The 22810-nt window shown below is 68.6% G+C and carries 36 protein-coding genes; 3 read left to right on the top strand and 33 right to left on the bottom strand.

All coding sequences use genetic code 11. From position 1 onward, the window contains the following. Positions 1-5: 5 nt before the first annotated feature. From rpsD to MMF94_RS16140, 6 genes are all read right to left on the bottom strand, one after another. Entirely contained in the window at positions 6-611 is a 606-nt protein-coding gene (gene rpsD / locus MMF94_RS16165) for a 30S ribosomal protein S4 (protein WP_241037479.1), read from the bottom strand. A gap of 19 nt (positions 612-630) precedes the next feature. Continuing rightward, positions 631-1038, bottom strand: coding sequence for a 30S ribosomal protein S11 (gene rpsK, locus MMF94_RS16160; RefSeq protein WP_241037478.1), 408 nt, complete (start codon positions 1036-1038; stop codon positions 631-633). Further along, the gene (gene rpsM, locus MMF94_RS16155) at positions 1038-1418 is read right to left on the bottom strand and encodes a 30S ribosomal protein S13 (protein WP_241037476.1); all 381 of its coding nucleotides are present in this window, start codon (positions 1416-1418) and stop codon (positions 1038-1040) included. Before rpsM ends, rpsK begins: the two co-directional genes overlap by 1 nt. Positions 1419-1639: 221 nt before the next feature. Next, positions 1640-1753: a 50S ribosomal protein L36 gene (rpmJ, locus tag MMF94_RS16150; protein WP_010148647.1), complete on the bottom strand. Its 114-nt coding sequence runs from the start codon at positions 1751-1753 to the stop codon at positions 1640-1642. Positions 1754-1836: 83 nt separating this feature from the next. Continuing rightward, positions 1837-2058, bottom strand: coding sequence for a translation initiation factor IF-1 (infA, locus tag MMF94_RS16145; protein WP_028929190.1), 222 nt, complete (start codon positions 2056-2058; stop codon positions 1837-1839). Between the two features lie 196 nt (positions 2059-2254). Continuing rightward, positions 2255-2713, bottom strand: coding sequence for a DUF1707 SHOCT-like domain-containing protein (locus MMF94_RS16140; RefSeq protein ID WP_241037475.1), 459 nt, complete (start codon positions 2711-2713; stop codon positions 2255-2257). A gap of 170 nt (positions 2714-2883) precedes the next feature. Here MMF94_RS16140 and MMF94_RS16135 point away from each other — a divergent pair, with 170 nt between their 5' ends. The 3 genes from MMF94_RS16135 (at position 2884) to MMF94_RS16125 (ending at position 6754) form a co-directional block, all read left to right on the top strand. Further along, entirely contained in the window at positions 2884-4176 is a 1293-nt protein-coding gene (locus tag MMF94_RS16135; RefSeq protein WP_241037474.1) for an MFS transporter, read from the top strand. Between the two features lie 245 nt (positions 4177-4421). Beyond that, entirely contained in the window at positions 4422-6575 is a 2154-nt protein-coding gene (locus tag MMF94_RS16130; protein WP_241037473.1) for a carbon starvation CstA family protein, read from the top strand. Further along, the gene (locus tag MMF94_RS16125; RefSeq protein WP_241037472.1) at positions 6572-6754 is read left to right on the top strand and encodes a YbdD/YjiX family protein; all 183 of its coding nucleotides are present in this window, start codon (positions 6572-6574) and stop codon (positions 6752-6754) included. The genes MMF94_RS16130 and MMF94_RS16125 overlap by 4 nt, the downstream gene beginning before the upstream one ends. A gap of 63 nt (positions 6755-6817) precedes the next feature. Here MMF94_RS16125 and MMF94_RS16120 read toward each other — a convergent pair whose 3' ends face one another. The 27 genes from MMF94_RS16120 to rpsJ all read right to left on the bottom strand — a co-directional run bounded on the left by MMF94_RS16120 (position 6818) and on the right by rpsJ (position 22552). After that, complete coding sequence (locus MMF94_RS16120; RefSeq protein ID WP_241037471.1) at positions 6818-8200, bottom strand: NAD(P)(+) transhydrogenase (Re/Si-specific) subunit beta; 1383 nt, start codon at positions 8198-8200, stop codon at positions 6818-6820. Further along, positions 8200-8544, bottom strand: coding sequence for an NAD(P) transhydrogenase subunit alpha part 2 (locus MMF94_RS16115; protein WP_241037470.1), 345 nt, complete (start codon positions 8542-8544; stop codon positions 8200-8202). Before MMF94_RS16115 ends, MMF94_RS16120 begins: the two co-directional genes overlap by 1 nt. After that, complete coding sequence (locus tag MMF94_RS16110; protein ID WP_241037467.1) at positions 8544-9641, bottom strand: Re/Si-specific NAD(P)(+) transhydrogenase subunit alpha; 1098 nt, start codon at positions 9639-9641, stop codon at positions 8544-8546. The genes MMF94_RS16115 and MMF94_RS16110 overlap by 1 nt, the downstream gene beginning before the upstream one ends. A 162-nt stretch (positions 9642-9803) precedes the next feature. After that, positions 9804-10631 (bottom strand): type I methionyl aminopeptidase, encoded by an 828-nt coding sequence (gene map / locus MMF94_RS16105; protein ID WP_241037464.1) that lies wholly within the window; start codon positions 10629-10631, stop codon positions 9804-9806. A gap of 13 nt (positions 10632-10644) precedes the next feature. Further along, positions 10645-11193 carry an adenylate kinase gene (locus MMF94_RS16100; RefSeq protein WP_241037463.1) on the bottom strand — a complete coding sequence of 183 codons (549 nt, stop codon included), beginning with the start codon at positions 11191-11193 and terminating at the stop codon, positions 10645-10647. Between the two features lie 54 nt (positions 11194-11247). Continuing rightward, positions 11248-12555: a preprotein translocase subunit SecY gene (gene secY / locus MMF94_RS16095; protein WP_241037462.1), complete on the bottom strand. Its 1308-nt coding sequence runs from the start codon at positions 12553-12555 to the stop codon at positions 11248-11250. Positions 12556-12738: 183 nt separating this feature from the next. Beyond that, complete coding sequence (gene rplO / locus MMF94_RS16090; protein ID WP_241037461.1) at positions 12739-13182, bottom strand: 50S ribosomal protein L15; 444 nt, start codon at positions 13180-13182, stop codon at positions 12739-12741. After that, a complete protein-coding gene (gene rpmD, locus MMF94_RS16085) occupies positions 13182-13412 on the bottom strand; it encodes a 50S ribosomal protein L30 (RefSeq protein ID WP_241037460.1) in 231 nt (76 codons plus the stop codon). Before rpmD ends, rplO begins: the two co-directional genes overlap by 1 nt. Then, on the bottom strand, positions 13412-14047 hold the full coding sequence (rpsE, locus tag MMF94_RS16080; RefSeq protein WP_241037459.1) for a 30S ribosomal protein S5: 636 nt from the start codon (positions 14045-14047) through the stop codon (positions 13412-13414). Before rpsE ends, rpmD begins: the two co-directional genes overlap by 1 nt. A 31-nt stretch (positions 14048-14078) precedes the next feature. Next, positions 14079-14483, bottom strand: coding sequence for a 50S ribosomal protein L18 (gene rplR, locus MMF94_RS16075; RefSeq protein WP_241037458.1), 405 nt, complete (start codon positions 14481-14483; stop codon positions 14079-14081). A 2-nt stretch (positions 14484-14485) separates the two neighbouring features. Then, on the bottom strand, positions 14486-15025 hold the full coding sequence (rplF, locus tag MMF94_RS16070; protein WP_241037457.1) for a 50S ribosomal protein L6: 540 nt from the start codon (positions 15023-15025) through the stop codon (positions 14486-14488). A gap of 12 nt (positions 15026-15037) precedes the next feature. After that, on the bottom strand, positions 15038-15436 hold the full coding sequence (gene rpsH / locus MMF94_RS16065; RefSeq protein ID WP_241037455.1) for a 30S ribosomal protein S8: 399 nt from the start codon (positions 15434-15436) through the stop codon (positions 15038-15040). A gap of 55 nt (positions 15437-15491) precedes the next feature. Then, entirely contained in the window at positions 15492-15677 is a 186-nt protein-coding gene (locus MMF94_RS16060) for a type Z 30S ribosomal protein S14 (RefSeq protein WP_241037454.1), read from the bottom strand. 56 nt (positions 15678-15733) lie between these two features. Continuing rightward, positions 15734-16297 (bottom strand): 50S ribosomal protein L5, encoded by a 564-nt coding sequence (gene rplE / locus MMF94_RS16055; protein WP_241037452.1) that lies wholly within the window; start codon positions 16295-16297, stop codon positions 15734-15736. After that, complete coding sequence (gene rplX, locus MMF94_RS16050) at positions 16297-16611, bottom strand: 50S ribosomal protein L24 (RefSeq protein ID WP_241037451.1); 315 nt, start codon at positions 16609-16611, stop codon at positions 16297-16299. Before rplX ends, rplE begins: the two co-directional genes overlap by 1 nt. A gap of 1 nt (position 16612) precedes the next feature. Continuing rightward, positions 16613-16981 (bottom strand): 50S ribosomal protein L14, encoded by a 369-nt coding sequence (gene rplN / locus MMF94_RS16045; RefSeq protein ID WP_241037450.1) that lies wholly within the window; start codon positions 16979-16981, stop codon positions 16613-16615. After that, complete coding sequence (rpsQ, locus tag MMF94_RS16040) at positions 16978-17265, bottom strand: 30S ribosomal protein S17 (RefSeq protein ID WP_241037449.1); 288 nt, start codon at positions 17263-17265, stop codon at positions 16978-16980. The genes rplN and rpsQ overlap by 4 nt, the downstream gene beginning before the upstream one ends. Beyond that, positions 17262-17504, bottom strand: coding sequence for a 50S ribosomal protein L29 (gene rpmC / locus MMF94_RS16035; protein ID WP_241037448.1), 243 nt, complete (start codon positions 17502-17504; stop codon positions 17262-17264). The genes rpsQ and rpmC overlap by 4 nt, the downstream gene beginning before the upstream one ends. Beyond that, positions 17504-17923 carry a 50S ribosomal protein L16 gene (gene rplP, locus MMF94_RS16030; RefSeq protein WP_241037447.1) on the bottom strand — a complete coding sequence of 140 codons (420 nt, stop codon included), beginning with the start codon at positions 17921-17923 and terminating at the stop codon, positions 17504-17506. Before rplP ends, rpmC begins: the two co-directional genes overlap by 1 nt. 3 nt (positions 17924-17926) lie before the next feature. Then, positions 17927-18772 carry a 30S ribosomal protein S3 gene (gene rpsC, locus MMF94_RS16025; protein ID WP_241037446.1) on the bottom strand — a complete coding sequence of 282 codons (846 nt, stop codon included), beginning with the start codon at positions 18770-18772 and terminating at the stop codon, positions 17927-17929. Then, positions 18772-19191, bottom strand: a complete 420-nt coding sequence (rplV, locus tag MMF94_RS16020) for a 50S ribosomal protein L22 (protein ID WP_241037444.1) — start codon at positions 19189-19191, stop codon at positions 18772-18774. The genes rpsC and rplV overlap by 1 nt, the downstream gene beginning before the upstream one ends. Positions 19192-19229: 38 nt before the next feature. Next, positions 19230-19511, bottom strand: coding sequence for a 30S ribosomal protein S19 (rpsS, locus tag MMF94_RS16015; protein ID WP_020622935.1), 282 nt, complete (start codon positions 19509-19511; stop codon positions 19230-19232). A 15-nt stretch (positions 19512-19526) separates the two neighbouring features. Beyond that, complete coding sequence (rplB, locus tag MMF94_RS16010; RefSeq protein WP_241037443.1) at positions 19527-20360, bottom strand: 50S ribosomal protein L2; 834 nt, start codon at positions 20358-20360, stop codon at positions 19527-19529. 11 nt (positions 20361-20371) lie between these two features. After that, positions 20372-20671: a 50S ribosomal protein L23 gene (gene rplW, locus MMF94_RS16005; protein ID WP_241037441.1), complete on the bottom strand. Its 300-nt coding sequence runs from the start codon at positions 20669-20671 to the stop codon at positions 20372-20374. Further along, on the bottom strand, positions 20668-21579 hold the full coding sequence (gene rplD / locus MMF94_RS16000) for a 50S ribosomal protein L4, sunset domain variant (protein ID WP_465269971.1): 912 nt from the start codon (positions 21577-21579) through the stop codon (positions 20668-20670). The genes rplW and rplD overlap by 4 nt, the downstream gene beginning before the upstream one ends. Then, positions 21579-22232: a 50S ribosomal protein L3 gene (gene rplC, locus MMF94_RS15995; protein ID WP_241037439.1), complete on the bottom strand. Its 654-nt coding sequence runs from the start codon at positions 22230-22232 to the stop codon at positions 21579-21581. Before rplC ends, rplD begins: the two co-directional genes overlap by 1 nt. A 14-nt stretch (positions 22233-22246) precedes the next feature. Beyond that, on the bottom strand, positions 22247-22552 hold the full coding sequence (gene rpsJ / locus MMF94_RS15990) for a 30S ribosomal protein S10 (RefSeq protein ID WP_040804197.1): 306 nt from the start codon (positions 22550-22552) through the stop codon (positions 22247-22249). Positions 22553-22810: the final 258 nt, after the last annotated feature.

The following is a 22810-nucleotide window of genomic DNA, read 5'->3' as shown; positions in this document are numbered from 1 at the left end:
GCAGATCACTTCGAGTAGAGCTCGACGATCAGCTGCTCGGTGACCTGCGTGTCGATCTGCGCACGCTCGGGCAGCTGGTGGACCAGGATTCGCAGGTTCGAGGGAACAACCTGCAGCCAGCCAGGAACCGGGCGGTCGCCCAGCAGCTCCTTGGCGATGATGAACGGGTCGGTGGCCAGCGACTTCGGCCGGACGTCGATGACGTCGTACTGCGACACGCGGAAGCTGGGGATGTCGACCTTCTGGCCGTTGACCAGGAAGTGGCCGTGGTTCACCAGCTGGCGTGCCATCCGCCGGGTGCGGGCGAGCCCGGCCCGGTAGACGACGTTGTCGAGCCGCGTCTCGAGGATCTGCAGGAGGTTGTCGCCGGTCTTGCCCTGGCGACGGTTGGCCTCCTCGTAGTACCGGCGGAACTGCTTCTCGAGCACGCCGTACGCGAAGCGGGCCTTCTGCTTCTCCTGCATCTGCAGGAGGTACTCCGTCTCCTTGATCCGGATCCGGCCGTGCTGGCCGGGCGGGTAGGGACGGCGCTCGAACGCCTGGTCGCCGCCGACGAGGTCGACCTTCAGTCGGCGGGACTTGCGGGTCATGGGTCCGGTGTAACGAGCCATGTCTGGTTACTCCCTTTCCCTAGACCCGGCGCCGCTTGGGCGGGCGGCAGCCGTTGTGCGGCTGCGGGGTCACGTCGGAGATGGTGCCGACCTCGAGGCCGGCGGCCTGCAGCGAACGGATCGCGGTCTCACGTCCGGAGCCGGGGCCCTTGACGAAGACGTCGACCTTCTTCATGCCGTGCTCGGCAGCCTTGCGGGCGGCGTTCTCGGCGGCCATCTGCGCGGCGAACGGCGTGGACTTGCGCGAGCCCTTGAAACCGACGTGGCCTGCGGAGGCCCACGCGATCACGGCACCGGTCGGGTCGGTGATCGACACGATGGTGTTGTTGAAGGTGCTCTTGATGTGCGCGTGGCCGTGCGCGACGTTCTTCTTCTCCTTGCGCCGGACCTTCTTGGGGCCGGACGCAGCGCGAGTGCGGGGCGGCATTACTTCTTACCTGCCTTCTTCTTGCCGGCGACCGTCTTCTTCGGTCCCTTGCGGCCGCGGGCGTTGGTCTTGGTGCGCTGGCCACGCACCGGCAGGCCCCGGCGGTGCCGGATCCCCTGGTAGCAGCCGATCTCGATCTTGCGACGAATGTCGGCCTGCACCTCGCGGCGCAGATCACCCTCGACGCGGTAGTTGCTCTCGATGTACTCGCGGAGGGCTGCGAGGTCCTCGTCGGTCAGGTCGCGCGAACGCAGGTCGCGGTCGATCCCGGTGGCCTCGAGGATCTGGAGGGACCGGGTGCGCCCGATCCCGAAGATGTAGGTGAGCGCGATCTCCATCCGCTTGTCGCGGGGGAGGTCGACGCCGGCAAGGCGTGCCATACGGCGGGTTTCTCCTCTGTTCCGTTGAGCCAGGTCTGCCCGACGCCCGCCCCGGTCCGCCGCCTCGTGCTCGCGCTGTGCCGGGCCCCGGCCTGGTTCCGGGGGTGAACCGGGCCCGTGTGGCCCGGTAGGTGCGTCAGGTTCCTCTGTGTTGCTGGTGTCTCTTGTGGTGTATCCGGTGGTGCTCGGTGGTGCGCCGCCTGCGACGACGGCGACCGCGATCAGCCCTGGCGCTGCTTGTGGCGCAGGTTCTCGCAGATCACCATGACCCGCCCGTGACGGCGGATCACCTTGCACTTGTCGCAGATCTTCTTGACGCTCGGCTGGACCTTCACGTCCGTCGCTCTCTCAGTTGGTGTCGGTGTGTCGAAGTGGCGTCACGAGCGTCGGCACCGGTGAGGGTGACGACGCTGCTCCGTCACTTGTAGCGGTAGACGATGCGGCCGCGGGTCAGGTCGTACGGCGACAGCTCGACCACGACCCGGTCCTCCGGGAGGATCCGGATGTAGTGCTGGCGCATCTTGCCGCTGATGTGGGCAAGGACCCGGTGTCCGTTCTCGAGCTCCACGCGGAACATCGCGTTCGGCAAGGGCTCGACCACCCGGCCCTCGACCTCGATCGCCCCGTCCTTCTTGGCCATGTCCTCCGCGTTCCGTGACAGGTGTGCGTACTCTCGGTTCCGTGCGTAGGCACGTCGCTGCTCCGGGACCGTGAGGTGCGGGGAGGCACGACGGAACCGGCGCCATAGGGCGCGCCGAACTCCCAGTGTACGACCGTTGCGGCCGCACCCGCACATGGGGTAGGCGCCCCACGGGGTGGATCTGGTCACCCCCACGCTACTGCCGCCTGTCGCGCACCCAGGACGACAGCAGCACCAGCCCCCACGGACCGGCCACCCATATCCACCACGGATAGACGAACGAGGCCGTCGCGATGCAGCTCATGGCCCAGATCGCGATCGTCGTGACACTCGCCCCGGCCCATCCGATCACGGCCCCGCGCAGATCCCGCTCCTGAAGGGCGTCGAGATCCTGGAGCGGGCCAGGCTCAGGAGGCGTGGTGGCGGCCGGTGGCGACGGCGGCTGGCCCGGCAGGTCCACGGTGAGCGCACGCAGGTCGGCATAGGTGCGCGCGGCGAGCGTGGAGGTGATGCGCTCGTCGAACTCGTCGAGGTCGAGCCGACCCTCGGCATGTGCGATGCGCAGCCGGTCCAGTACCTGCTCGCGGTCGACGTCTCCGGCGCGCATGTCCTCGGGCCGCACGTGCGGCGGGCCGGGATCCGCCGTCTCGTCCACAGCTCCATGGTGCCTCCGGCTGCCCCGCGCAGCCACCGGCGAACGGCTCCGACCTCGCCGGATCGGGCAAATCACGCGCTTGCCGCACCCCGGTCGGGCTAAGGTCCGCGCGGCCCGTTTCGCCCATTTCTTGACTTGAAGTCCTGTTCACGTAGTTCGTTGGAACGGTGATGAAGGAAACCTCCCCGGCCCCCGAAGCCCGAGCCGTCCGGCTTCCCCGCGCGCTGCGCCCGTTCGCCCACCGCGAGTACCGGTTGCTGGCGGCCTCGATGGCGGCCTCGCTCTTCGCGAGCGGTCTGTGGCTCGTCGCGATCGTGTACCAGGTCATCGCGCTGGACGGTGGCCCGTCCGAGCTGTCCCTCGTGGCCGCCGCCGCGAGCGCCGGGCTGCTCGTGAGCGTGCTGATCGGGGGCGTGGCCGCCGACCGGTTACCCAAACGCGCCGTCATGATCGGGGTGGAGGTCGTCCGGATCGCCTCCGCAGGGTTCGCCGGCGCGCTCGCCGTCACCGGCGGCCTGCAACTGTGGCACCTGGCGGTGATCTCCTTCGTCATCGGCGCCGCCGAAGCCTTCTTCTACCCCGCCTACTCGGCGATCCTGCCCACCCTGCTGCCCCCGGACGAACTGCTCGCTGCCAACGGCGTCGAGGGCACCCTCCGGCCCATTGCTCAGCAGGCACTCGGCCCGGCGCTGGCCGCCCTGGTCATCGGGTGGTTCGTGCCAGGGGTGTCGTTGCTGCTCGCAGCCGGCATCTACGCGCTCGCGCTCGTGGCGCTGATCGCCATGCGCGCCGCACCGGTCGTCCCGGACGAGGAGGCTCGCAGCCCGGTTCTCGACGACCTGGCAGAGGGTTTCCGCTACCTGTTCCGCACCGGGTGGCTGTTCGCCACACTCGCCTTCGCCTCGCTGTACGTCCTCGTGTTGATCGGCCCGATCGAGGTGCTGCTGCCCTTCGCCGTGCGCGACCAGACGGGCGGCGGCGCCAGCAGCTTCGCCCTCGTCCTCGCCGCGTTCGGGATCGGTGGCGCCGTCGGCTCGCTCGCCGTGTCGTCGTTGCGGCTGCCCCGGCGGTACCTCACCGCGATGATCCTGCTCTGGGGCGCGGGCGCTGCGCCGTTGATGCTGCTCGGTGTCACGCGGCAGCTGTGGGTCATGGCAGTGGCCACGTTCGTCGTCGGCTTCACGGGCGCGGCCGCGATGGTCATCTGGGGCACGCTGCTGCAGCGCCGGGTTCCCCGGCACCTGCTCGGACGCGTCTCCAGCCTCGACTTCTTCGTGTCGCTCGCGCTCATGCCGGTGTCGATGGCACTCGCCGGTCCGGCCGGCGAGTGGCTCGGCGTCCCGATGACGTTCGTGCTGGCAGGCGCCATCCCGGTGTTCCTCGCGGTGGCGGCGATCGTGGGCTGGCGGCTGCCCGCCGACGAGATCGCCCACCCCCTCGACACTCCCGATCCCGAGGCGTAAGGGTCACCAGAGCACGGCCCTCCGAACGCGCAACACCGCATCTGGCGAACCGACTACTACGTGTGTCCAAACGGCGGAAGAAAGCGCACAATCTTCGCGCGGATGTCATCCGATAGGGGCACGTGTCTGCTCCTACTGCATCAGACGCCGCGGCGACGGCGCCGCGGAGGCGGGGGAGAACCGATGGTGGCGATGCTGCAACGCAGGGGCCGCCCGTGCGGCGGGACGGCCCGGGGTGGTCTCACATGACGGCGCTGCAGGAGGCGCGGTCACGAATGAGCCCGCGCTCGATACTGATCTGGACCGGGGTGGCCATCCTCGGTGCCATCGCATGGGGTGTGCTCGCCCTCTCGCGGGGAGAACAGATCTCCGCGGTCTGGCTGGTCATCGCCGCGCTCGGCTCCTACGCCATCGCCTACCGGTTCTATGCGCGGTTCATCGTCAAGAAGGTGCTGCGGGCCGACGACACCCGGGCCACACCGGGCGAGCGGCTCGACAACGGCACCGACTTCCAGCCGATGGACCGCCGCGTGCTGTTCGGCCACCACTTCGCGGCGATCGCCGGGGCAGGCCCGCTGGTGGGTCCCGTGCTCGCTGCGCAGATGGGTTACCTGCCCGGCACGATCTGGATCATCGTCGGTGTCATCCTCGCCGGCGCCGTGCAGGACATGGTCACGCTCTTCTTCTCCATGCGGCGCGACGGCAAGAGCCTCGGCCAGATGGCACGTGACGAGATCGGCCCGATCGGTGGGGCCGCGGCACTGATCGCCGTGTTCGCCATCATGATCATCCTTCTGGCCGTGCTCGCACTGGTGGTCGTCAACGCGCTCGCGAAGTCGCCGTGGGGCACGTTCTCCATCGCGATGACCATCCCGATCGCGCTGTTCATGGGCTACTACATGCGCGTCATCCGGCCCGGGAAGGTCGTCGAGACCAGCATCATCGGTGTCGCGATGCTGCTGCTCGCCATCGTGGCCGGCGGGTGGGTGCAGGACTCCAGCTGGGCGGCTGCCTTCACGCTCGACCCGCGCACGCTGGTGATCTGCCTGGTGATCTACGGATTCGCGGCGTCGGTGCTGCCGGTGTGGATGCTGCTCGCGCCGCGGGACTACCTGTCGACGTTCATGAAGATCGGCACGATCGTGCTGCTCGCGGTCGGCGTGCTGATCACCGCGCCGATGCTGAACACCCCCGCCTTCACCGAGTTCGCGTTCACCGGGGACGGGCCGGTGTTCGCCGGGTCGCTGTTCCCGTTCGTGTTCATCACGATCGCCTGTGGGGCGCTCTCCGGCTTCCACGCGCTGATCGCGTCCGGCACCACTCCGAAGCTGATCCAGAAGGAGTCGCAGGTCCGGCTCATCGGCTACGGCGCGATGCTGATGGAGTCGTTCGTCGCGATCATGGCGCTGATCGCGGCGTCCATCCTCGACCCCGGCCTGTACTTCGCGATGAATGCGCCCGCAGGCCTGCTCGGCACCACGGTGGAGTCGGCGTCGCAGGCCGTGAGCAACCTTGGCTTCACGATCACCCCGGAGGCGCTCACCGCGGCCGCCGCGGCGGTGCAGGAGAGCACGCTGATCGCCAGGACGGGCGGTGCGCCCACGCTGGCCGTCGGCATGTCGGAGATCTTCTCCGGTGCCTTCGGCGGCGACGCGCTCAAGGCGTTCTGGTACCACTTCGCGATCATGTTCGAGGCCCTGTTCATCCTCACCACGGTGGACGCGGGCACCCGGGTCGGGCGGTACATGCTCCAGGACACCCTCGGCAACGTCTACAAGCCGATGGCCAACGTGAACTGGAAGCCGGGCATGTGGGCCACCAGCGCCGTCGTCGTGGCGGCGTGGGGCTACTTCCTCTACGCCGGCGTCACCGACCCGCTCGGCGGGATCAACCAGCTCTTCCCGCTGTTCGGAATCGCCAACCAGCTGCTGGCCGCGGTTGCGCTGACGGTCTGCACCACGCTGCTGATCAAGTCCGGGCGGGCGAAGTGGGCCTGGGTCACGGGCATTCCGCTGGCGTGGGACGTCGCGGTGACGCTCACGGCGAGCTACCAGAAGGTGTTCTCGCCCGATCCGACGCTCGGCTTCTTCGCCCAACGCGAGAGGTACGCCGCGGCGCTGGACCAGGGGCAGGTGCTCGCACCCGCCAAGAGCATCGCCGATATGCAGGCTGTCGTCGTCAACTCCACGGTCGACGGCATTCTCTCTGCCCTGTTCGCGATCTTGATCATCATCGTGATCGCCAACGCCATGGTGATCTGGTACCGCGCGCTGAACTCGCCGGTGCCGCTCGCCAACGCGGAAGCGCCCGCCGTGCTGTCGAAGATCGCGACTCCGTCGGGCTTCATCGGCAGGGCCGAGGACAAGCGGACCCTCACCGGAGCCGGGGAACGGTCGTGAGGACGGCCGTACGCGGCATTCTGTGGTACCTGCGGGAGCTCACCGGCGAGAACCAGTACGACCGGTATCTCGAACGGCACGCCCGCGAGCACGCCGGCACAGCGCCGCTGTCGCGCCGGGAGTTCGAACGCCGTCGGATCGACGCGAAGGACGCCACGCCCGGCAGCCGCTGCTGCTGACGTAGAACGAACAGCGCCCCCGCCCGGTGGATCCGGGCGGGGGCGCTGGTGTCGTAGTGGGAGCTACAAGGCCTTGAGCTCCTCGGTCACCTCGGAGACGCTCTTCTTCGCGTCACCGAAGAGCATCGAGGTGTTCTCGGCGTAGAAGAGCGGGTTGTCGATGCCGGCGAAGCCGCTGTTCATCGACCGCTTCAGCACGATCACCGAGCGGCTCTCGTCGACGTTGAGGATCGGCATCCCGTGGATCGGCGAGCTCGGGTCGGTGCGCGCCGCGGGGTTGGTGACGTCGTTCGCCCCGATCACCAATGTGACGTCGGTGCGGGAGAACTCGTCGTTGATGTCGTCCATCTCCTTGAGCGCGTCGTAGGAGACGTCGGCCTCGGCCAGCAGCACGTTCATGTGCCCCGGCATCCGGCCCGCGACCGGGTGGATCGCGTACTTGACCTCCACGCCCTTGGCCTCGAGCAGCTTGGCCATGTCCTTCACGGCGTGCTGCGCCTGCGCCACCGCCATCCCGTAGCCGGGCACGACGATCACCTGCGACGCGTACGCCATCTGGATCGCCGCATCGGCCGCGCTGGTCGCCTTCACCGTGCGGTCGACGCCGTCGTCCGCGCCGGGCAGGGTAGTGGTGCCACCGAAGCCGCCCGCGACGATCGCCGGGATCGACCGGTTCATCGCCTTGGCCATCAGGTTGGTGAGGATCGAACCGGACGCGCCGACGATCATGCCTGCCACGATCATCGCGGTGTTGTTCAAGGCGAGCCCTGCCGCGGCGGCCGAGAGCCCCGTCAGGGCGTTGAGCAGCGAGATCACGACCGGCATGTCCGCGCCGCCGATCGGCAGCACCACCAGCACGCCGAGCACCGCTGCGAGCACGAGCAGCCCGATGATCCAGATCTCGGGGGCGCCGCCCATCCCGGCAACCACGGCACACGCTACGGCGGCCAACAAGAGGAGCCCGTTGACGAACTGCTGGGCCTTGCCCAGCCCGATCGGGCGGCCCGGCAGGATCTCCTGCAGCTTCCCGAACGCGATCAGCGAGCCCCAGAACGAGATCGACCCGATGATCGCGGCGAACAGCGACGCCACGACCACGTATCCGGGCTCGGAGAGGAAACCCTCGCTGGTACGGAACTCCGACCAGGCGATGAGTGCCACCGCCCCACCACCGACGCCGTTGAACAGCGCCACCATCTGCGGCATCGCGGTCATCTTGACCTGACGCGCGGACGGGATGCCCAGTGCGGCGCCGACCACCAGACCGATGATGATCAACACCCAGTTGTGTCGGACCTCCAGCAGAGTGGCCACCACCGCGATCGTCATACCGACCGCGGCGATCCAGTTGCCACGCACCGCCGTCTTCGGGCCGGTCAGGCCCATCAGGCCGTAGATGAAGAGCGCAAACGCGATGATGTAGAGAACCGGGACGAGCATCTCCATCAGTGGCCCTTCCCGTTGGTCGCCGCCTTCTCAGCGGACGGCGCCTGCCGGGCATCCGGCTTGGCCTTGAACATGCCCAGCATCCGGTCGGTCACCAGGAACCCACCGATAACGTTGATCATGCCGAACGCGATGGCGATGACCAGGATGATCTGGTCGATCACCGACGGGTTCTCCAGGTGGCCCAGCACGATCAGCCCGCCGAGCAGCACGATCCCGTGGATCGCGTTCGTGCCCGACATGAGCGGAGTGTGCAAGGTGTTCGGCACCTTCGAGATCACGGCGAAGCCGACGAAGCCGGCCAGCACCAGGATCGCGATGTTCGCGAGCAGTCCGCTCTCCATCACGCCTCTCCCCCACTCGCAGTGGTGGCCTCGACACGGGTGACGCAGGACTTTGCGAGCACCTCGTCGTTCCAATCCGGCGCAAGCGTGACCCCGCCGTCGCCGTCCTTCAGCATCAACTCCAGCAAGGCCGAGACGTTGCGGGAGTACAGCTCCGAGGCGTGCTCGGGCATCGTGGCGGGCAGGTTGAGCGGCGACGCGATCGTGACGTCGTGCTTGACGACGACCTCGCCCGGCTCCGTCAGCTCGCAGTTGCCGCCGCTCTCCCCTGCCAGGTCGACGACCACGCTGCCGGGACGCATGCCCTCCACGGCCGCGGCTGTGACCAGCGTGGGTGCCTTCCGGCCGGGAACGTTGGCGGTGGTGATCACCACGTCGAACCCGGTGATCGCCTCCTCGAGCCGCTTCTGCTGCTCGGCCCGCTCGTCCTCGGTGAGCTCCCGCGCGTAGCCGCCCTCGCCGACCGCCTCGATCCCGAGGTCCAGCCACTGCGCACCGAGCGAGCGCACCTGGTCGGCCACCTCAGGACGCACGTCGTAGCCGGTGGTCCGCGCACCGAGCCGCTTGGCCGTGGCGAGCGCCTGCAGCCCTGCGACCCCGACGCCCAGCACCAGCGCCGTGGCCGGCTTCACGGTGCCCGCCGCAGTGGTGAGCATCGGGAAGAACCGCGTGGCCTTCTCGGCCGCCAGCAGCACCGCCTTGTAGCCGGCCACGTTCGCCTGCGAGGACAGCGCGTCCATCGACTGTGCTCGCGAGATCCGCGGGATCGACTCCATCGCGAACGCCTGTACCCCGGCGTCCTTGAGCGCGGCGATCGTGTCGGGCGAGGTCAGCGGAGCCAGGAAGCCGATCAGGGTGGCACCCGACCGGAGCCGCCCGATCTCCTCGGCCGTGGGTAGCGCCACCTTGACCACGGCGTCGGCCGACCAGGGGTCGCCGATCGTGGCCCCGGCCGCGGTGTACACCTCGTCCGGGATCAACGCGCCCAGGCCCGCCCCGGACTCGACCACGACCTCCACACCCCGCGACCGGAGTTTCTCGACGACCTTCGGCACCAGGGCGACACGGCGCTCACCGGCGGCGGACTCGCGAGGCACCCCCACGGTCGTGCGCCGCGGTACTGTGGATTCTGTATTCACAGGACAGGAGCCTAGCCCAGGGAACGGCCAATCAGGAGATACGTGTGGGCGGTCAGTTCCTGGATGCGAAGCTCGACCGATTAAGAATGCCCTACCAGCGCCGACGGGGCGAGGGGGAGATCAGTCCAGCGGAAGCGTGAGGACGCGGGGCCCGTCCTCCGTGATCGCGACGGTGTGCTCCCAGTGCACGGCACGGCTGCCGTCAGCGGTGACCACCGTCCACCCGTCGTCCAGCTCACGGGTCTCCGGGTCGCCCGCCGTGAGCATCGGCTCCACAGCCAGCGCCATCCCCGGCACCAGCCGGGGGCCCTGGCCCGGGTCACCGAAGTTCGGCAGGAACGGGTCCATGTGCATGGACGTGCCGATGCCGTGGCCGCCGTACTCGGCGACGATCCCGTAGTTCACCCCGTCGCGCTTGCCGGCCTCCTCCGAGGCCGTCTGCACGGCGTGTGAGATGTCGGAGAGCCGGTCGCCCGGCCGGACCGCGGCGATACCGGCCTGGAGCGCGGCCTCGCAGGCCGCCGACAGCGCCCGGTCGGCGTCGGAGACCGCCCCGACCAGGATCGTGACGGCGGCGTCGCCGTGCCAGCCCTCCAGGATCGCCCCGCAGTCCACCGACACGAGGTCACCGTCGGCGAGCACCTGAGAGGCGGACGGGATGCCGTGCACGATCTGCTCGTTCACGGACGCGCAGATCGAGGCCGGGTAACCGTGGTAGCCGAGGAACGAGGGGATCGCACCGGCGTCGCGAATGGTCTGCTCGGCCAGCGCGTCCAGTTCCTTGGTGGTGACCCCCGGACGCGCCAGCTCGATGACGGCAGCGAGCGTGCCCGCAACCAGGCCGCCCGCGGCCCGCATCGCATCCAGCTCGTCCGGGCTCTTCAGCTCGATGTCCCTGCCACGCCAGCGAGCCAGCAAACCCCGGACGCCAGTACGTCCCCCGCTCATTGCGAGCCTTTCGTCATTGTGTGCGTAGCGCCTGGGCCACTCGATCGGTGATCTCCTCGACAGAGCCGACGGCGTCGACGCTGACGAGCCGATCGCTGTAGTGGTCGAGAAGTGGAGCGGTCTCGCTGCGGTAGACCTGCTGACGGCGGCGGATGACGTCTTCGGTGTCGTCGTCACGGCCCCGGCCCATCAGCCGGCGCACCAGCTCGTCCTCCGGCACCTGGAACTCGACGACGGCGTCGAGGTCTTCGCCTCGCTCGGAGAGCAGTTCGCCGAGCGACCTCGCCTGGCTCCGCGTGCGCGGGAAACCGTCGAGGATGAAGCCCTTCGCGGCATCGTCGTGGGTGAGGCGTTCGCGCACCATCGCGACCGTGACCTCGTCGGGCACGAGATCGCCGGCATCCATGTACCGCTTCGCCTCGCGCCCGAGTTCCGTCTCGTCCTTCAGGTTCGCCCGGAAGAGATCACCCGTGGAGATGTGCGGCACGTCCAGACGTTCCGCGAGTCGCACCGCCTGGGTGCCCTTGCCCGCTCCCGGCGGACCAACCAGAACGAGACGCACTCGACCGACCTCCTGATATCGAACCCCAACACGACAATGCCCGAACAGCCGACGCTAGCGCAGGAAACCGTCGTACCTGCGTTGCATGAGCTGGCTCTCGATCTGTTTGACCGTGTCGAGACCCACGCCGACCATGATCAGTACCGCCGTGCCGCCGAACGGGAAGTTCTGGTTCTGGCCACTACCGGTGATGCCGAGGAAGAAGTTCGGCAGCACGGCGATGATGCCGAGATACAGGGAGCCGGGGAGCGTGATGCGGGAGAGCACGAAGTTCAGGTACTCGGCGGTCGGCCGCCCGGGCCTGATCCCGGGGATGAAGCCGCCGAACTTCTTCATCTCGTCGGCACGTTCCTCAGGGTTGAACGTGATGCCGACGTAGAAGTACGTGAAGAAGATGATGAGCGCGACGTACAGGACGATGTGCACCCAGCTTGACTGATCGACCAGGTAGGTCTGGACGAACTGCTGGAACGGGCCGCCGGAACTTCCGGCCAGCCGCGAGATGAGGTCGGGGAGATAGAGCAGCGACGATCCGAAGATCACCGGGATGACACCTGCCTGGTTGACCTTGAGCGGCAGGTAGGTGGAGGTGCCGCCGTACATCCGGCGGCCGACCATGCGCTTCGCGTACTGCACCGGAATGCGGCGCTGGCCCTGCTCGACGAACACGACGCTCGCAATGATCGCGAGACCGAAGATGCAGACGCCGATGAAGATCAGTGCGCCGTTGTTGAGGATGTTGGCACCCTCGGCCGGAATACGGGCCGCGATCGAGGCGAAGATCAGAAGCGACATGCCGTTGCCGATGCCGCGCTCGGTGACCTGCTCGCCCAGCCACATGATGACCGCGGTGCCCGCCGTCATCACGATGACGATGACCGAGAGCTGGTAAACGCTTGAGTCGGGGATGACCGGCAGGGAGCAGTTGCCGAAGAGCGCTCCGCGGTCGGCCAGTGCCACGATTCCCGTGGCCTGGAGAATGGCGAGCGCGATCGTCAGGTAGCGGGTGTACTGGGTCAGCTTGTTCTGACCCGACTGCCCTTCCTTCTTCAGCTGCTCGAACCGGGGAATCACGACGGTGAGCAGCTGGATGATGATGCTCGCGGTGATGTACGGCATGATGCCGAGCGCGAAGATCGACAGCTGCAGCAGCGCGCCGCCGGAGAACAGGTTGATCAGCGAGTAGACACCCGAGTTCTCGCTGCCCTCGACCTGCCGGATGCATTCCTGAACGTTGGGGTACGAGACGCCGGGTGACGGGATCGTCGCCCCGAGGCGGTAGACGGCCACGATCCCGAGAGTGAAGAGGATCTTCTTCCGGAGATCCGGCGTGGTCAGTGCCGACCGGAAAGCGCTGAGCACTCGGTGATCCTCCTGTACTGGTGGCCCGCTCCGGCCCGGATCGCCCGGGCGGACAGCGCCCGCGAGCGTGGCGCGCACCCGGCCTGTGGCGGCACCGGGCGGAGACGACTGTAACAGCGGCCGTGTCGCCCCCACGGCGCGGACCGGCGCATTGGCGCCGGTCCGCACCGAACGGGCACCGAACTACAGCTCGGTGACGGCTCCGCCAGCAGCCGCGATCTTGTCACGGGCGCTGCCGGAGAAGGCGTGCGCGCTCACTGTCAGCGCGACGTCGATGTCCCCGTTGCCCAGCACCTTGACCGGCTGGTTGCGCCGGACAGCGCCGGCCGCGGCCAGGTCATCCGGGCCCACCGTGCCGCCGGAGGGGAACAGCTGGGCGAGGTCGCCCACGTTCACCACCTGGAACTCGACGCGGAAACGGTTCTTGAAACCCTTGAGCTTGGGCAGCCGCATGTGGATCGGCATCTGCCCACCCTCGAAGCCGGCAGGCACGTTCTTGCGGGCCTTGCTGCCCTTGGTGCCGCGACCGGCCGTCTTGCCCTTGCTGCCCTCACCACGGCCGACCCGGGTCTTCGCCGTCTTGGCTCCCGGGGCCGGGCGCAGGTGGTGGATCTTGATCGTGCTCATCAGGAGCCGACCTCCTCGACCGTCACCAGGTGGCGAACGGTGTGGATCATGCCGCGGATCTGCGGGGTGTCGTCCCGCTCGACCGTCTGGCGGATCTTGCGCAGCCCGAGTGACTTCAGCGTGGCACGCTGGTTCGCCTTGGCACCGATGGTGCTACGCACCTGGGTGACCACGAGCTTCGTGCTGCTGGTGGGCGTGCTCTGCGCGGTGGCGTCGGTGGAAGTGGCCATCACGACCTCGCACCCTGCGCCGCAGCGGCGCGCGCCCGGAGCATCTGCGCCGGAGCCACGTCCTCGAGCGGCAGGCCACGGCGGGCCGCCACCTCCTCCGGACGCTGGATCTGCTTCAACGCGGCGATCGTGGCGTGCACGACGTTGATCGCGTTGTCGCTGCCCAGCGACTTGGAGAGGACGTCGTGGATGCCGGCGCACTCCAGAACGGCGCGCACCGGACCACCGGCGATGACACCGGTACCGGGGCTGGCCGGGCGCAGCAGCACGACGCCTGCAGCGGCCTCGCCCTGCACACGGTGCACGATCGTGCCGCCGATGCGGGGGACGCGGAAGAAGTTCTTCTTCGCCTCCTCCACGCCCTTGGCGATCGCGGCCGGCACCTCCTTCGCCTTGCCGTAGCCGACGCCCACGAGGCCGTCGCCGTCGCCGACGATCATCAGCGCGGTGAAGCTGAAGCGCCGACCACCCTTGACGACCTTGGCCACACGGTTGATCGTGACCAGTCGCTCGATGTACGGGGTCTTGTCCTGGGCCGCCCCGCCACGGCCTCCGTCCCGGCGGTCCCGGCGGTCGCCGCTGTTGCTGCGCTCGCCACCGGGCCCTCCGCCGTCACGCCGTGCGCGTCCCGGCATCAGACGTTCCCTTCCATCATCTCGATCTTCATCAGAACTCCAGGCCGCCCTCGCGAGCGGCGTCTGCCAGCGCGGCGATCCGGCCGTGGTAGCGGTAGCCACCCCGGTCGAACACCACCGCGGTGACGCCGGCCTCGCGGGCACGGGCGGCCACCAGCTCGCCGACCTTGGCCGCGCGGGCCTTCTTGTCGCCCTCGAGGGTCCTGACGTCGGCCTCCATCGTCGACGCCGAGACCAGCGTGTGGCCGGCCAGGTCGTCGATGAGCTGCACGACCATGTGCCGCGAGCTCCGGTTGACGGCCAGGCGCGGACGCTCGGCGCTGCCGCTGACCTTCTTGCGCAGCCGGTCGTGCCGACGGGTGCGCGCGATGCGGCGCTTGCTCGACACCTGGGAAGCGGTGCGCTTCCTGGCGTTGGCGGAAATCGTCTCGGCCATGCTCACTTACCCGTCTTTCCGACCTTGCGGCGGATGACCTCGCCGGCGTAGCGCACGCCCTTGCCCTTGTACGGGTCGGGCTTGCGCAGCTTGCGGATGTTGGCGGCGACCTCACCGACCAACTGCTTGTCGATGCCGGAGACCGAGAACCGGGTGGGCGTCTCCACCCGGAACGTGATGCCCTCCGGGGCCTCGATCACGACGGGGTGGCTGAACCCGAGCGCGAACTCCAGCGAGGAGCCCTTGAGCGCCACGCGGTAACCGACGCCGTGGATCTCCAGCTTCTTCTCGTAGCCGTTCGTGACACCGACGACGAGGTTGTTGACGAGCGTGCGGGACAAGCCGTGCATGGCCTTGTTGCGGCGCTCGTCGTCCGGGCGCTTGAGAACGACGGTGCCGGTCTCGTCGCGCTCGATGGTGATCGGCTCGATCACGGTGTGCGACAGGGTGCCCTTGGGCCCCTTGACCGTCACCGTGCGGCCGTCGATGGTCACGTCCACCCCGGACGGCACGGTGACGGGCAGCTTCCCGATACGGGACATGGTGTTACCCCCTCACCAGACGTAGGCGAGGACTTCCCCGCCCACGCCGTTCTTCTTCGCCTGCTGGTCGGTCTGCAGGCCGCTCGACGTCGAGATGATCGCGACGCCGAGGCCGCCGAGGACCCGGGGCAGGTTCGTGGACTTGGCGTAGACCCGCAGGCCGGGCTTGGAGACCCGGCGCAGGCCCGCGATGCTGCGCTCGCGGTTGCGCCCGTACTTCAGCTCGATGACCAGGGACTTGCCGACCTCGGCGTCCTCGACGCTGTGCGACGCGATGTAACCCTCCTTCTGGAGGATCTCCGCGATCGACACCTTGAGCTTGGAATGCGGCATGACCACGCGGTCGTGGTACGCCGAGTTGGCGTTGCGCAGACGAGTGAGCATGTCTGCGATCGGATCGGTCATCGTCATGTGACGTCGTCACTTTCCCGCCGTGGTTCCCCTCTGGGGCCTTCGGCGAACGGAATTACCAGGAGGACTTGCTGACGCCCGGCAGCTCGCCGGCGTGCGCCATGTCGCGCACGCAGATCCGGCACAGGCCGAACTTGCGCAGCACGGCACGCGGCCGCCCGCACTTCTGGCAGCGGGTGTAGCCGCGGACCTTGAACTTCGGCGTGGCCGCCGCCTTGATGATGAGCGCCTTCTTGGCCATCTCACGCCTCCCAGACAGGCAGTAGGGGAAGCCGAGCAAGCGTCGTCGTAGTCATCTCACGCCTCCCTGAAGGGGAAGCCGAGCTTGCGCAGCAGCGCCCGGCCTTCCTCGTCGGTCGTGGCTGTCGTGACGACCGTGATGTCCATGCCGCGCGGCCGGTCGATCGAGTCGGGGTCGATCTCGTGGAACATCGACTGCTCGTTGAGACCGAACGTGTAGTTGCCCCGGCCGTCGAACTGGTTCGGCGACAGGCCGCGGAAGTCGCGGATACGGGGCAGCGCGATTGTGAGCAGGCGGTCCAGGAACTCCCACATGCGGTCGCCCCGGAGGGTCACCTTCGCCCCGATGGGCATGCCCTCGCGCAGCTTGAACTGCGCGATCGACTTGGTGGCCCGGCGGATCTGCGGCTTCTGGCCCGTGATGGTGGCCAGGTCGCGGACCGCGCCGTCGATGAGCTTCGCGTCGCGGGCGGCGTCGCCGACACCCATGTTGACGACGACCTTCACCACGCCGGGGATCTGCATGACGTTGGCGAGGGAGAACTCCTCGCGCAGCTCGCCCGCGATCTGCTCCTTGTAGCGCTGCTTGAGCCGCGGAGCCACGCGTTCTGCGGTGGTCATCAGATTTCCTTCCCGGAACGCCGGGAGATCCGGACGCGCTTGCCGTCGTCGGTGGTCTTCTTGCCCACTCGGGTCGGCTTGCCGTCACCGTCGACCAGCATCACGTTGGAGACGTGAATGGCCGCCTCCTGCGTGACGATTCCGCCGGACTGCGCACCACGCTGGTTCTGGCTGATCCGGGTGTGCTTCTTGATCCGGTTCACGCCCTCGACCAGAACGCGGTCACGCTCGGGGTAGGCCTGGATGACCTTGCCCTTGGCTCCCTTGTCCTTGCCGGCGATCACCTGCACGGTGTCGCCCTTCTTGATCTTCATGTCAAAGCACCTCCGGGGCGAGGGAGATGATCTTCATGAACCGCTTGTCGCGAAGCTCGCGACCGACCGGGCCGAAGATGCGGGTCCCCCGCGGCTCGCCGTCGGGCTTGATGAGCACGGCGGCGTTCTCGTCGAACCGGATGTAGGACCCGTCCGGCCGGCGCCGCTCCTTGACGGTACGCACGATGACGGCCTTGACGACGTCACCGCGCTTCACCCCGGCGCCCGGGATGGCGTCCTTCACCGTGGCGACGATCGTGTCGCCGATTCCTGCGTAGCGTCGCGCCGAACCGCCCAGCACCCGGATGCAAAGGATCTCCTTGGCACCGGTGTTGTCGGCGACGCGCAGCCGCGACTCCTGCTGGATCACTTCGCCTTCTCCAGGATCTCCACCAGCCGCCAGCGCTTGGTGGCCGACAGCGGGCGGGTCTCCATCAGCCGGACGCGGTCGCCGACGCCGGCCGTGTTGGCCTCGTCGTGTGCCTTGACCTTGCTCGTCCGGCGGATGACCTTGCCGTACATCGGGTGCTTCACGCGGTCCTCGAGGGAGACCACGATCGTCTTGTCCATCTTGTCGGACACGACCAGGCCCTCACGGACCTTCCGCTCCGCACGCTCCACCGTCTTCGGCGGCGTCTTGGCTGACTCACTCATGCCGCGCCCTCGCCATCCTCGCTCGGGGCGGCAGACAGGCCCAGCTCGCGCTCACGCATGATCGTGTAGATCCGCGCGATGTCGTGCCGGACGGTACGCAGCCGCCGGTTGTTGTCCAGCTGCCCAGTGGCCATCTGGAAGCGGAGGTTGAACAGCTCCTCCTTGGCCTCCCGCACGCGCAGCACGAGCTCCTCGTCGGTGAGCTCACGCAGCTCGGCGGCGGTGGTCGTAGCGGCCATCAGATGTCACCACCCTCACGGGTCACGATCCGGCACTTCATCGGCAGCTTGTGGATCGCGCGACGCAGGGCCTCGCGAGCGGTCTGCTCGTTGGGGTAGCTCATCTCGAACAGCACCCGGCCGGGCTTCACGTTCGCCACCCACTTCTCCGGCGAGCCCTTGCCGGAACCCATGCGGGTCTCGGCAGGCTTCTTGGTGAGCGGGCGGTCCGGGAAGATGTTGATCCAGACCTTGCCACCACGGCGGATGTGCCGGTTGATGGCGATACGAGCGGACTCGATCTGCCGGTTGGTGACGTAGGCCGGCTCGAGAGCCTGGATGCCGAGGTCACCGAACGTCACGTTGGTGCCGCCGGAAGCGGCGCCGGTGCGGTGCGGCCGGTGCTGCTTGCGGTGCTTCACCTTGCGTGGGATCAGCATGGGTCAGCTCTCCCCACCAGTCTGCGGAGCGGTCTGGTCGGACTCGATGGTGGCGACGCCGCCCTGGTTGCCCGGGGCGTCGGCACGCTCGGCGGCGGCCCGCCCGGCCTCGGTGCTCGTGCCGGTGGTGCCCGACGCGCCCGAACGGCGACGCTGCGGACGCTCGCGCCGCGGAGCGCGCTCGGCGTTCGGAGCGGCCGCGGGAGCACCCTCGCGGCGACCACCCACGACGTCACCCTTGTAGATCCACACCTTGACGCCGATACGGCCGAACGTGGTGCGGGCCTCGAACAGGCCGTACTCGATGTCGGCGCGCAGCGTGTGCAGCGGAACCCGACCCTCGCGGTAGAACTCCGAGCGCGACATCTCCGCGCCGCCGAGACGACCGGAGCACTGCACCCGGATGCCCTTGACCTGCGGCGAGCGCATGGCCGACTGGATGGCCTTACGCATCGCACGGCGGAAGGCCACACGGTTGGAGAGCTGCTCGGCCACACCCTGGGCGACGAGCTGGGCGTCCGACTCGGAGTTCTTGACCTCGAGGATGTTGAGCTGGACCTGCTTCTTGGTCAGCTTCTCGAGCTGCCCGCGGATGCGGTCCGCCTCGGCGCCGCGGCGGCCGATGACGATGCCGGGACGCGCGGTGTGGATGTCGACCCGCACACGGTCACGCGTGCGCTCGATCTCCACCTTGGAGATGCCGGCCCGCTCCATGCCCTTGGAGAGCATGCGGCGGATCTCGACGTCCTCCTTGACGTACTCGGCGTACTGCTTGTCGGCGTACCAGCGCGACTTCCAGTCGGTCGTGATGCCGAGCCGGAACCCGTGCGGGTTGATCTTCTGACCCATCAGCGGGTCCTCCCTCTCGCACCGCGTGCGCCACGACCGGCCTTCGCCGGCTGCGACTCGACCTCGACGGTGATGTGGCTCGTGCGCTTGCGGATGCGGTACGCACGCCCCTGGGCGCGCGGCCGGATGCGCTTGAGCGTCGGGCCCTCGTCGGCGTAGGCCGCGGCCACCACGAGGGTGTCGCGGTCCAGGTCGAGGTTGTTCTCTGCGTTGGCCGCAGCGCTCGCGACGACCTTGAACAGCGGCTCGGCGGCGGCCTGCGGCGAGAACCGCAGGATGTCGAGAGCCTCTTGCACCGACCGGTCCTTGATCAGCGCGACGACGCGCCGCACCTTGGTCGGCGACATGTGCACGTACCGCGCTACCGCGCGCGCCCGAACCGGCTCGAGCGCGGCGGCAGGGCTCTGGCTGTCAGCCATGATTTCCTTTCACCCTTCCCTTTCGCTACTCGAACCGGTCAGCGCCTGCGCGCCTTGCGGTCGTCCTTGATGTGTCCCCGGAAGGTGCGCGTGGGCGCGAACTCCCCGAGCTTGTGGCCGACCATCGAGTCCGACACGAAGACCGGCACGTGCTTGCGGCCGTCGTGCACCGCAATCGTGTGGCCGATCATGTCGGGGATGATCGTGGACCGCCGGGACCAGGTCCGGATGACGGTCTTCTTGCCCGACTCGTTGAGCGCGTCCACCTTCTTGAGCAGGTGGTCGTCCACGAACGGGCCCTTCTTCAGGCTGCGCGGCATTGGTTACCTCCCTGCTCAGCGCTTCTTGCCGGTGCGACGGCGACGGACGATCAGTGCATCACTGGCCTTGCGGTGACGGGTGCGGCCCTCGGGCTTGCCCGCCGGGTTGACCGGGTGGCGGCCACCCGAGGTCTTACCCTCACCACCACCGTGCGGGTGGTCGACCGGGTTCATGGCGACACCGCGGACGGTGGGGCGCTTGCCCTTCCACCGCATGCGGCCCGCCTTGCCCCAGTTGATGTTGGAGTGCTCGGCGTTGCCCACCTCGCCGACGGTGGCGCGGCAGCGCACGTCGACGTTGCGGATCTCGCCGGACGGCATGCGCAGCTGCGCGTAGGGGCCGTCCTTGGCAACGAGCTGCACACCCGAACCGGCCGAGCGGGCGATCTTCGCGCCGCCGCCGGGGCGGAGCTCGATCGCGTGCACCACGGTGCCGGTGGGGATGTTGCGCAGCGGCAGGTTGTTGCCGACCTTGATGTCGGCCCGCGGACCGGCCTCCACCTTGTCGCCCTGCTTCAGCCGCGCCGGCGCGATGATGTAGCGCTTCTCGCCGTCGGCGTAGTGCAGCAGCGCGATCCGGCTGGTGCGGTTCGGGTCGTACTCGATGTGCGCGACCGTGGCCGGCACACCGTCCTTGTCGTTGCGCCGGAAGTCGATCACCCGGTACGCGCGCTTGTGCCCGCCGCCCTGGTGCCGGGTGGTGACCCGCCCGTGCACGTTGCGGCCGCCCTTGCTGTGCAGCGGCCGGATCAGCGACTTCTCGGGCGTCGACCGCGTGATCTCGGCGAAGTCGGAGACGCTCGAGCCGCGACGGCCCGGAGTCGTCGGCTTGTACTTGCGGATGCCCATCGGTCAGCCCCTCAGCTCGCCCGGCCACCGAAGACGTCGATCGCACGGCTCTCCTCGGAGAGCGTCACGATCGCGCGCTTCGTGTCCTTGCGCTTGCCGTATCCGGTGCGGGAGCGCTTGCGCTTGCCCGGGCGGTTCAGCGTGTTGACGCTGAGCACCTTGACCCCGAACACCTTCTCCACGGCGATCTTGATCTGCGTCTTGTTCGCGTCCGGTCGGACGATGAAGGTGTACTGGCGCTCGTCGAGCAGCCCGTAGCTCTTCTCCGAGACCACCGGCGCGAGCAGGATGTCGCGCGGGTCGGGGATCACTGGTCAGCCTCCTCTTCGCTGTCCGCCGCGGTCTCCTTGCGCTGCGACGACGGCTGCCGGAACCCCGCTGCCTCGGCCGCCTCCGCGGAGGCGAACCAGACCTCAGCCTGCGTGCGGGCGTAGAACGAGCTGCCCGGGACGTGGTAGAGCTTCGCCTCGGCGTCGCCCTTGACCGGGAAACCCTCCGGCTGCGAGCCGTCGGCCAGCGGAGCGTGGCTCTGCGGACCGAACGAGGCCTCGCCCGCGCCCCGCGCGGCGGACGCCCTGGTGGGCACCGCGATCGGACCGGACAGGAAGGCGTCGAGCGCCTCCTGCGTGAACACCACGACGTCGTTGACGAGCACGTCGTAGGTGTTCAGCTGGTCGGGCGCGATCACGTGCGCCGTGGGGAGGTTGCGCAGGCTCAGCCACGTCACCTCGTCGTCGCGACCGACGACCACCAGCGCACGGATGTCACCGCCGCCGGCCACGGTGGTGAGTGCGGTGCGCGCCGCCTTCGTGGACGGGGTGTCGCCCGTGACCAGCGAGGTGACGACGTGCACCAGGCCGGCCCTGGCCCGGTCGGAGAGGGCGCCGCGCAGAGCGGCGGCCTTCATCTTCTTCGGGGTCTTCTGCGTGTAGTCACGCGGCGTGGGCCCGTGGACGACGCCACCGCCCGCGAACTGCGGAGCGCGCGTGGAGCCCTGGCGGGCGCGGCCGGTGCCCTTCTGGCGGTACGGCTTCTTGCCACCGCCGCGCACCTCGCCACGGGTCTTCGTGTCGTGGGTGCCCTGCCGCGCAGCTGCGAGCTGGCCCACCACGACCTGATGCATCAGCGGCACGTTCGCGCTGACGTCGAAGACGTGCGCGGGGAGCTCGACGGTGCCGCCGGCCGTGCCCTCGGGCGTGCGGATCTCGACGCTGGTCATTACTTCGCACCACCCTTCGCGGCCGACTTGACCACGACGAGGCCACCGCGAGGGCCGGGAACCGCACCCTTGATCAGCAGCAGGCCGTTGTCGGAGTCGACACGGTGCACGGTGAGGTTCTGTGTGGTGATGCGCGCGTTGCCCATCCGCCCGGCCATCCGCACACCCTTGAAGACCCGGCCCGGGGTGGCACACCCGCCGATGGAGCCCGGCGAGCGGTGCTTGCGCTGGGTGCCGTGGCTGGCGCCGAGGCCCTTGAAGCCGTGGCGCTTCATGACACCCGCGGTGCCCTTGCCCTTGCTGGTGCCCACGACATCGACCACGGCGCCGGCGTCGAACACCGAAGCGGTGATCTCCTGGCCGACCGTGTACTCGCCCGCGTCGGAGGTGCGCAGCTCGACCAGGTGCCGGCGCGGCGTGGCGCCCGCCTTGCTGAAGTGGCCGGTGCGCGGCTTGTTCACCTTGCGCGGGTCGATCGCCCCGTAGGCGAGCTGGACGGCGGTGTAGCCGTCGTTCTCAGAGGTGCGGACCTGCGTCACCACGTTCGGGCCCGCCTGGACCACGGTGACCGGGACCACCCGGTTGTTCTCGTCGAAGACCTGGGTCATCCCGAGCTTGGTGCCCAGGATCCCGGTGATCTGCCTCTCGGTCATCTTCTCGGTCAGCCCTACTGGATGTTGACGTCGACGCTCGCCGGCAGGTCGATGCGCATGAGCGCGTCAACCGTCTTGGGCGTCGGGTCGAGGATGTCGATCAGCCGCTTGTGGGTGCGCATCTCGAAGTGCTCGCGCGAGTCCTTGTACTTGTGCGGCGAACGGATGACGCAGTAGATGTTCTTCTCCGTCGGCAGCGGCACCGGCCCGACGACCCGCGCACCCGTGCGCGTGACCGTCTCCACGATCTTGCGCGCGGAGGCGTCGATGGCCTCGTGGTCATAGGCCTTCAGCCTGATGCGGATCTTTTGTCCCGCCATGGTCGTCGGTCGTCCTCTTCTTCCTGCCGCTCATGTACGCGTGCTCCGGGTGGCGCACACGTGGAGGAGCCCTGCCCTCCATCGGTTGGTCTCACTCCGCATGGCTCCGGTCCACGAGGTCGGGCGTGTCGCGCCGTACTCACAGACCGGTTCCCGGATCACCCGCGTCCCCCTGGGGGTCGCTGTGCTCGAGGGTCGGCGTCCGAACCTGGCGCGCGCGGACTTCTACATCTGCGCGCGCCAGGCCCTACGCACAAC

This window comes from Pseudonocardia alaniniphila (genome assembly GCF_022524485.1).
In the GTDB taxonomy this organism is placed as follows: Bacteria; Actinomycetota; Actinomycetes; order Mycobacteriales; family Pseudonocardiaceae; genus Pseudonocardia; species Pseudonocardia alaniniphila.
The sequence above is the reverse complement of the archived record's forward strand: the minus strand, read 5'-3'. Positions and strand labels throughout refer to the sequence as shown.

Excerpts from the sequence above, each read along its gene's own strand:
- rpsS (WP_020622935.1), bottom strand. The coding sequence starts at position 19,511 with ATGCCGCGCAGCCTGAAGAAGGGCCCGTTCGTGGACGACCACCTGCTC.
- rplR (WP_241037458.1), bottom strand. The coding sequence starts at position 14,483 with ATGGCCGAGACGATTTCCGCCAACGCCAGGAAGCGCACCGCTTCCCAG.
- rpsE (WP_241037459.1), bottom strand. The coding sequence starts at position 14,047 with ATGCCGGGACGCGCACGGCGTGACGGCGGAGGGCCCGGTGGCGAGCGC.
- rpsJ (WP_040804197.1), bottom strand. The coding sequence starts at position 22,552 with ATGGCGGGACAAAAGATCCGCATCAGGCTGAAGGCCTATGACCACGAG.
- rplC (WP_241037439.1), bottom strand. The coding sequence starts at position 22,232 with ATGACCGAGAGGCAGATCACCGGGATCCTGGGCACCAAGCTCGGGATG.
- rplD (WP_465269971.1), bottom strand. The coding sequence starts at position 21,579 with ATGACCAGCGTCGAGATCCGCACGCCCGAGGGCACGGCCGGCGGCACC.
- rplX (WP_241037451.1), bottom strand. The coding sequence starts at position 16,611 with ATGAAGATCAAGAAGGGCGACACCGTGCAGGTGATCGCCGGCAAGGAC.
- MMF94_RS16060 (WP_241037454.1), bottom strand. The coding sequence starts at position 15,677 with ATGGCCAAGAAGGCGCTCATCATCAAGGCGGCGGCCACGCCGAAGTTC.
- rpsD (WP_241037479.1), bottom strand. The coding sequence starts at position 611 with ATGGCTCGTTACACCGGACCCATGACCCGCAAGTCCCGCCGACTGAAG.
- rplO (WP_241037461.1), bottom strand. The coding sequence starts at position 13,182 with ATGAGCACGATCAAGATCCACCACCTGCGCCCGGCCCCGGGAGCCAAG.
- rpsC (WP_241037446.1), bottom strand. The coding sequence starts at position 18,772 with ATGGGTCAGAAGATCAACCCGCACGGGTTCCGGCTCGGCATCACGACC.
- MMF94_RS16120 (WP_241037471.1), bottom strand. The coding sequence starts at position 8,200 with ATGGAGATGCTCGTCCCGGTTCTCTACATCATCGCGTTTGCGCTCTTC.
- MMF94_RS16115 (WP_241037470.1), bottom strand. The coding sequence starts at position 8,544 with ATGGAGAGCGGACTGCTCGCGAACATCGCGATCCTGGTGCTGGCCGGC.
- map (WP_241037464.1), bottom strand. The coding sequence starts at position 10,631 with ATGAGCGGGGGACGTACTGGCGTCCGGGGTTTGCTGGCTCGCTGGCGT.
- rpsK (WP_241037478.1), bottom strand. The coding sequence starts at position 1,038 with ATGCCGCCCCGCACTCGCGCTGCGTCCGGCCCCAAGAAGGTCCGGCGC.
- rpmC (WP_241037448.1), bottom strand. The coding sequence starts at position 17,504 with ATGGCCGCTACGACCACCGCCGCCGAGCTGCGTGAGCTCACCGACGAG.
- rpmD (WP_241037460.1), bottom strand. The coding sequence starts at position 13,412 with ATGGCCACTTCCACCGACGCCACCGCGCAGAGCACGCCCACCAGCAGC.
- rplE (WP_241037452.1), bottom strand. The coding sequence starts at position 16,297 with ATGACCACCGCAGAACGCGTGGCTCCGCGGCTCAAGCAGCGCTACAAG.
- rplV (WP_241037444.1), bottom strand. The coding sequence starts at position 19,191 with ATGGCTGACAGCCAGAGCCCTGCCGCCGCGCTCGAGCCGGTTCGGGCG.
- rpsQ (WP_241037449.1), bottom strand. The coding sequence starts at position 17,265 with ATGAGTGAGTCAGCCAAGACGCCGCCGAAGACGGTGGAGCGTGCGGAG.
- rplF (WP_241037457.1), bottom strand. The coding sequence starts at position 15,025 with ATGTCCCGTATCGGGAAGCTGCCCGTCACCGTGCCGTCCGGGGTGGAC.
- rplP (WP_241037447.1), bottom strand. The coding sequence starts at position 17,923 with ATGCTGATCCCACGCAAGGTGAAGCACCGCAAGCAGCACCGGCCGCAC.
- infA (WP_028929190.1), bottom strand. The coding sequence starts at position 2,058 with ATGGCCAAGAAGGACGGGGCGATCGAGGTCGAGGGCCGGGTGGTCGAG.
- MMF94_RS16135 (WP_241037474.1), top strand. The coding sequence starts at position 2,884 with ATGAAGGAAACCTCCCCGGCCCCCGAAGCCCGAGCCGTCCGGCTTCCC.
- rplB (WP_241037443.1), bottom strand. The coding sequence starts at position 20,360 with ATGGGCATCCGCAAGTACAAGCCGACGACTCCGGGCCGTCGCGGCTCG.
- rpsH (WP_241037455.1), bottom strand. The coding sequence starts at position 15,436 with ATGACGATGACCGATCCGATCGCAGACATGCTCACTCGTCTGCGCAAC.
- MMF94_RS16130 (WP_241037473.1), top strand. The coding sequence starts at position 4,422 with ATGACGGCGCTGCAGGAGGCGCGGTCACGAATGAGCCCGCGCTCGATA.
- rpsM (WP_241037476.1), bottom strand. The coding sequence starts at position 1,418 with ATGGCACGCCTTGCCGGCGTCGACCTCCCCCGCGACAAGCGGATGGAG.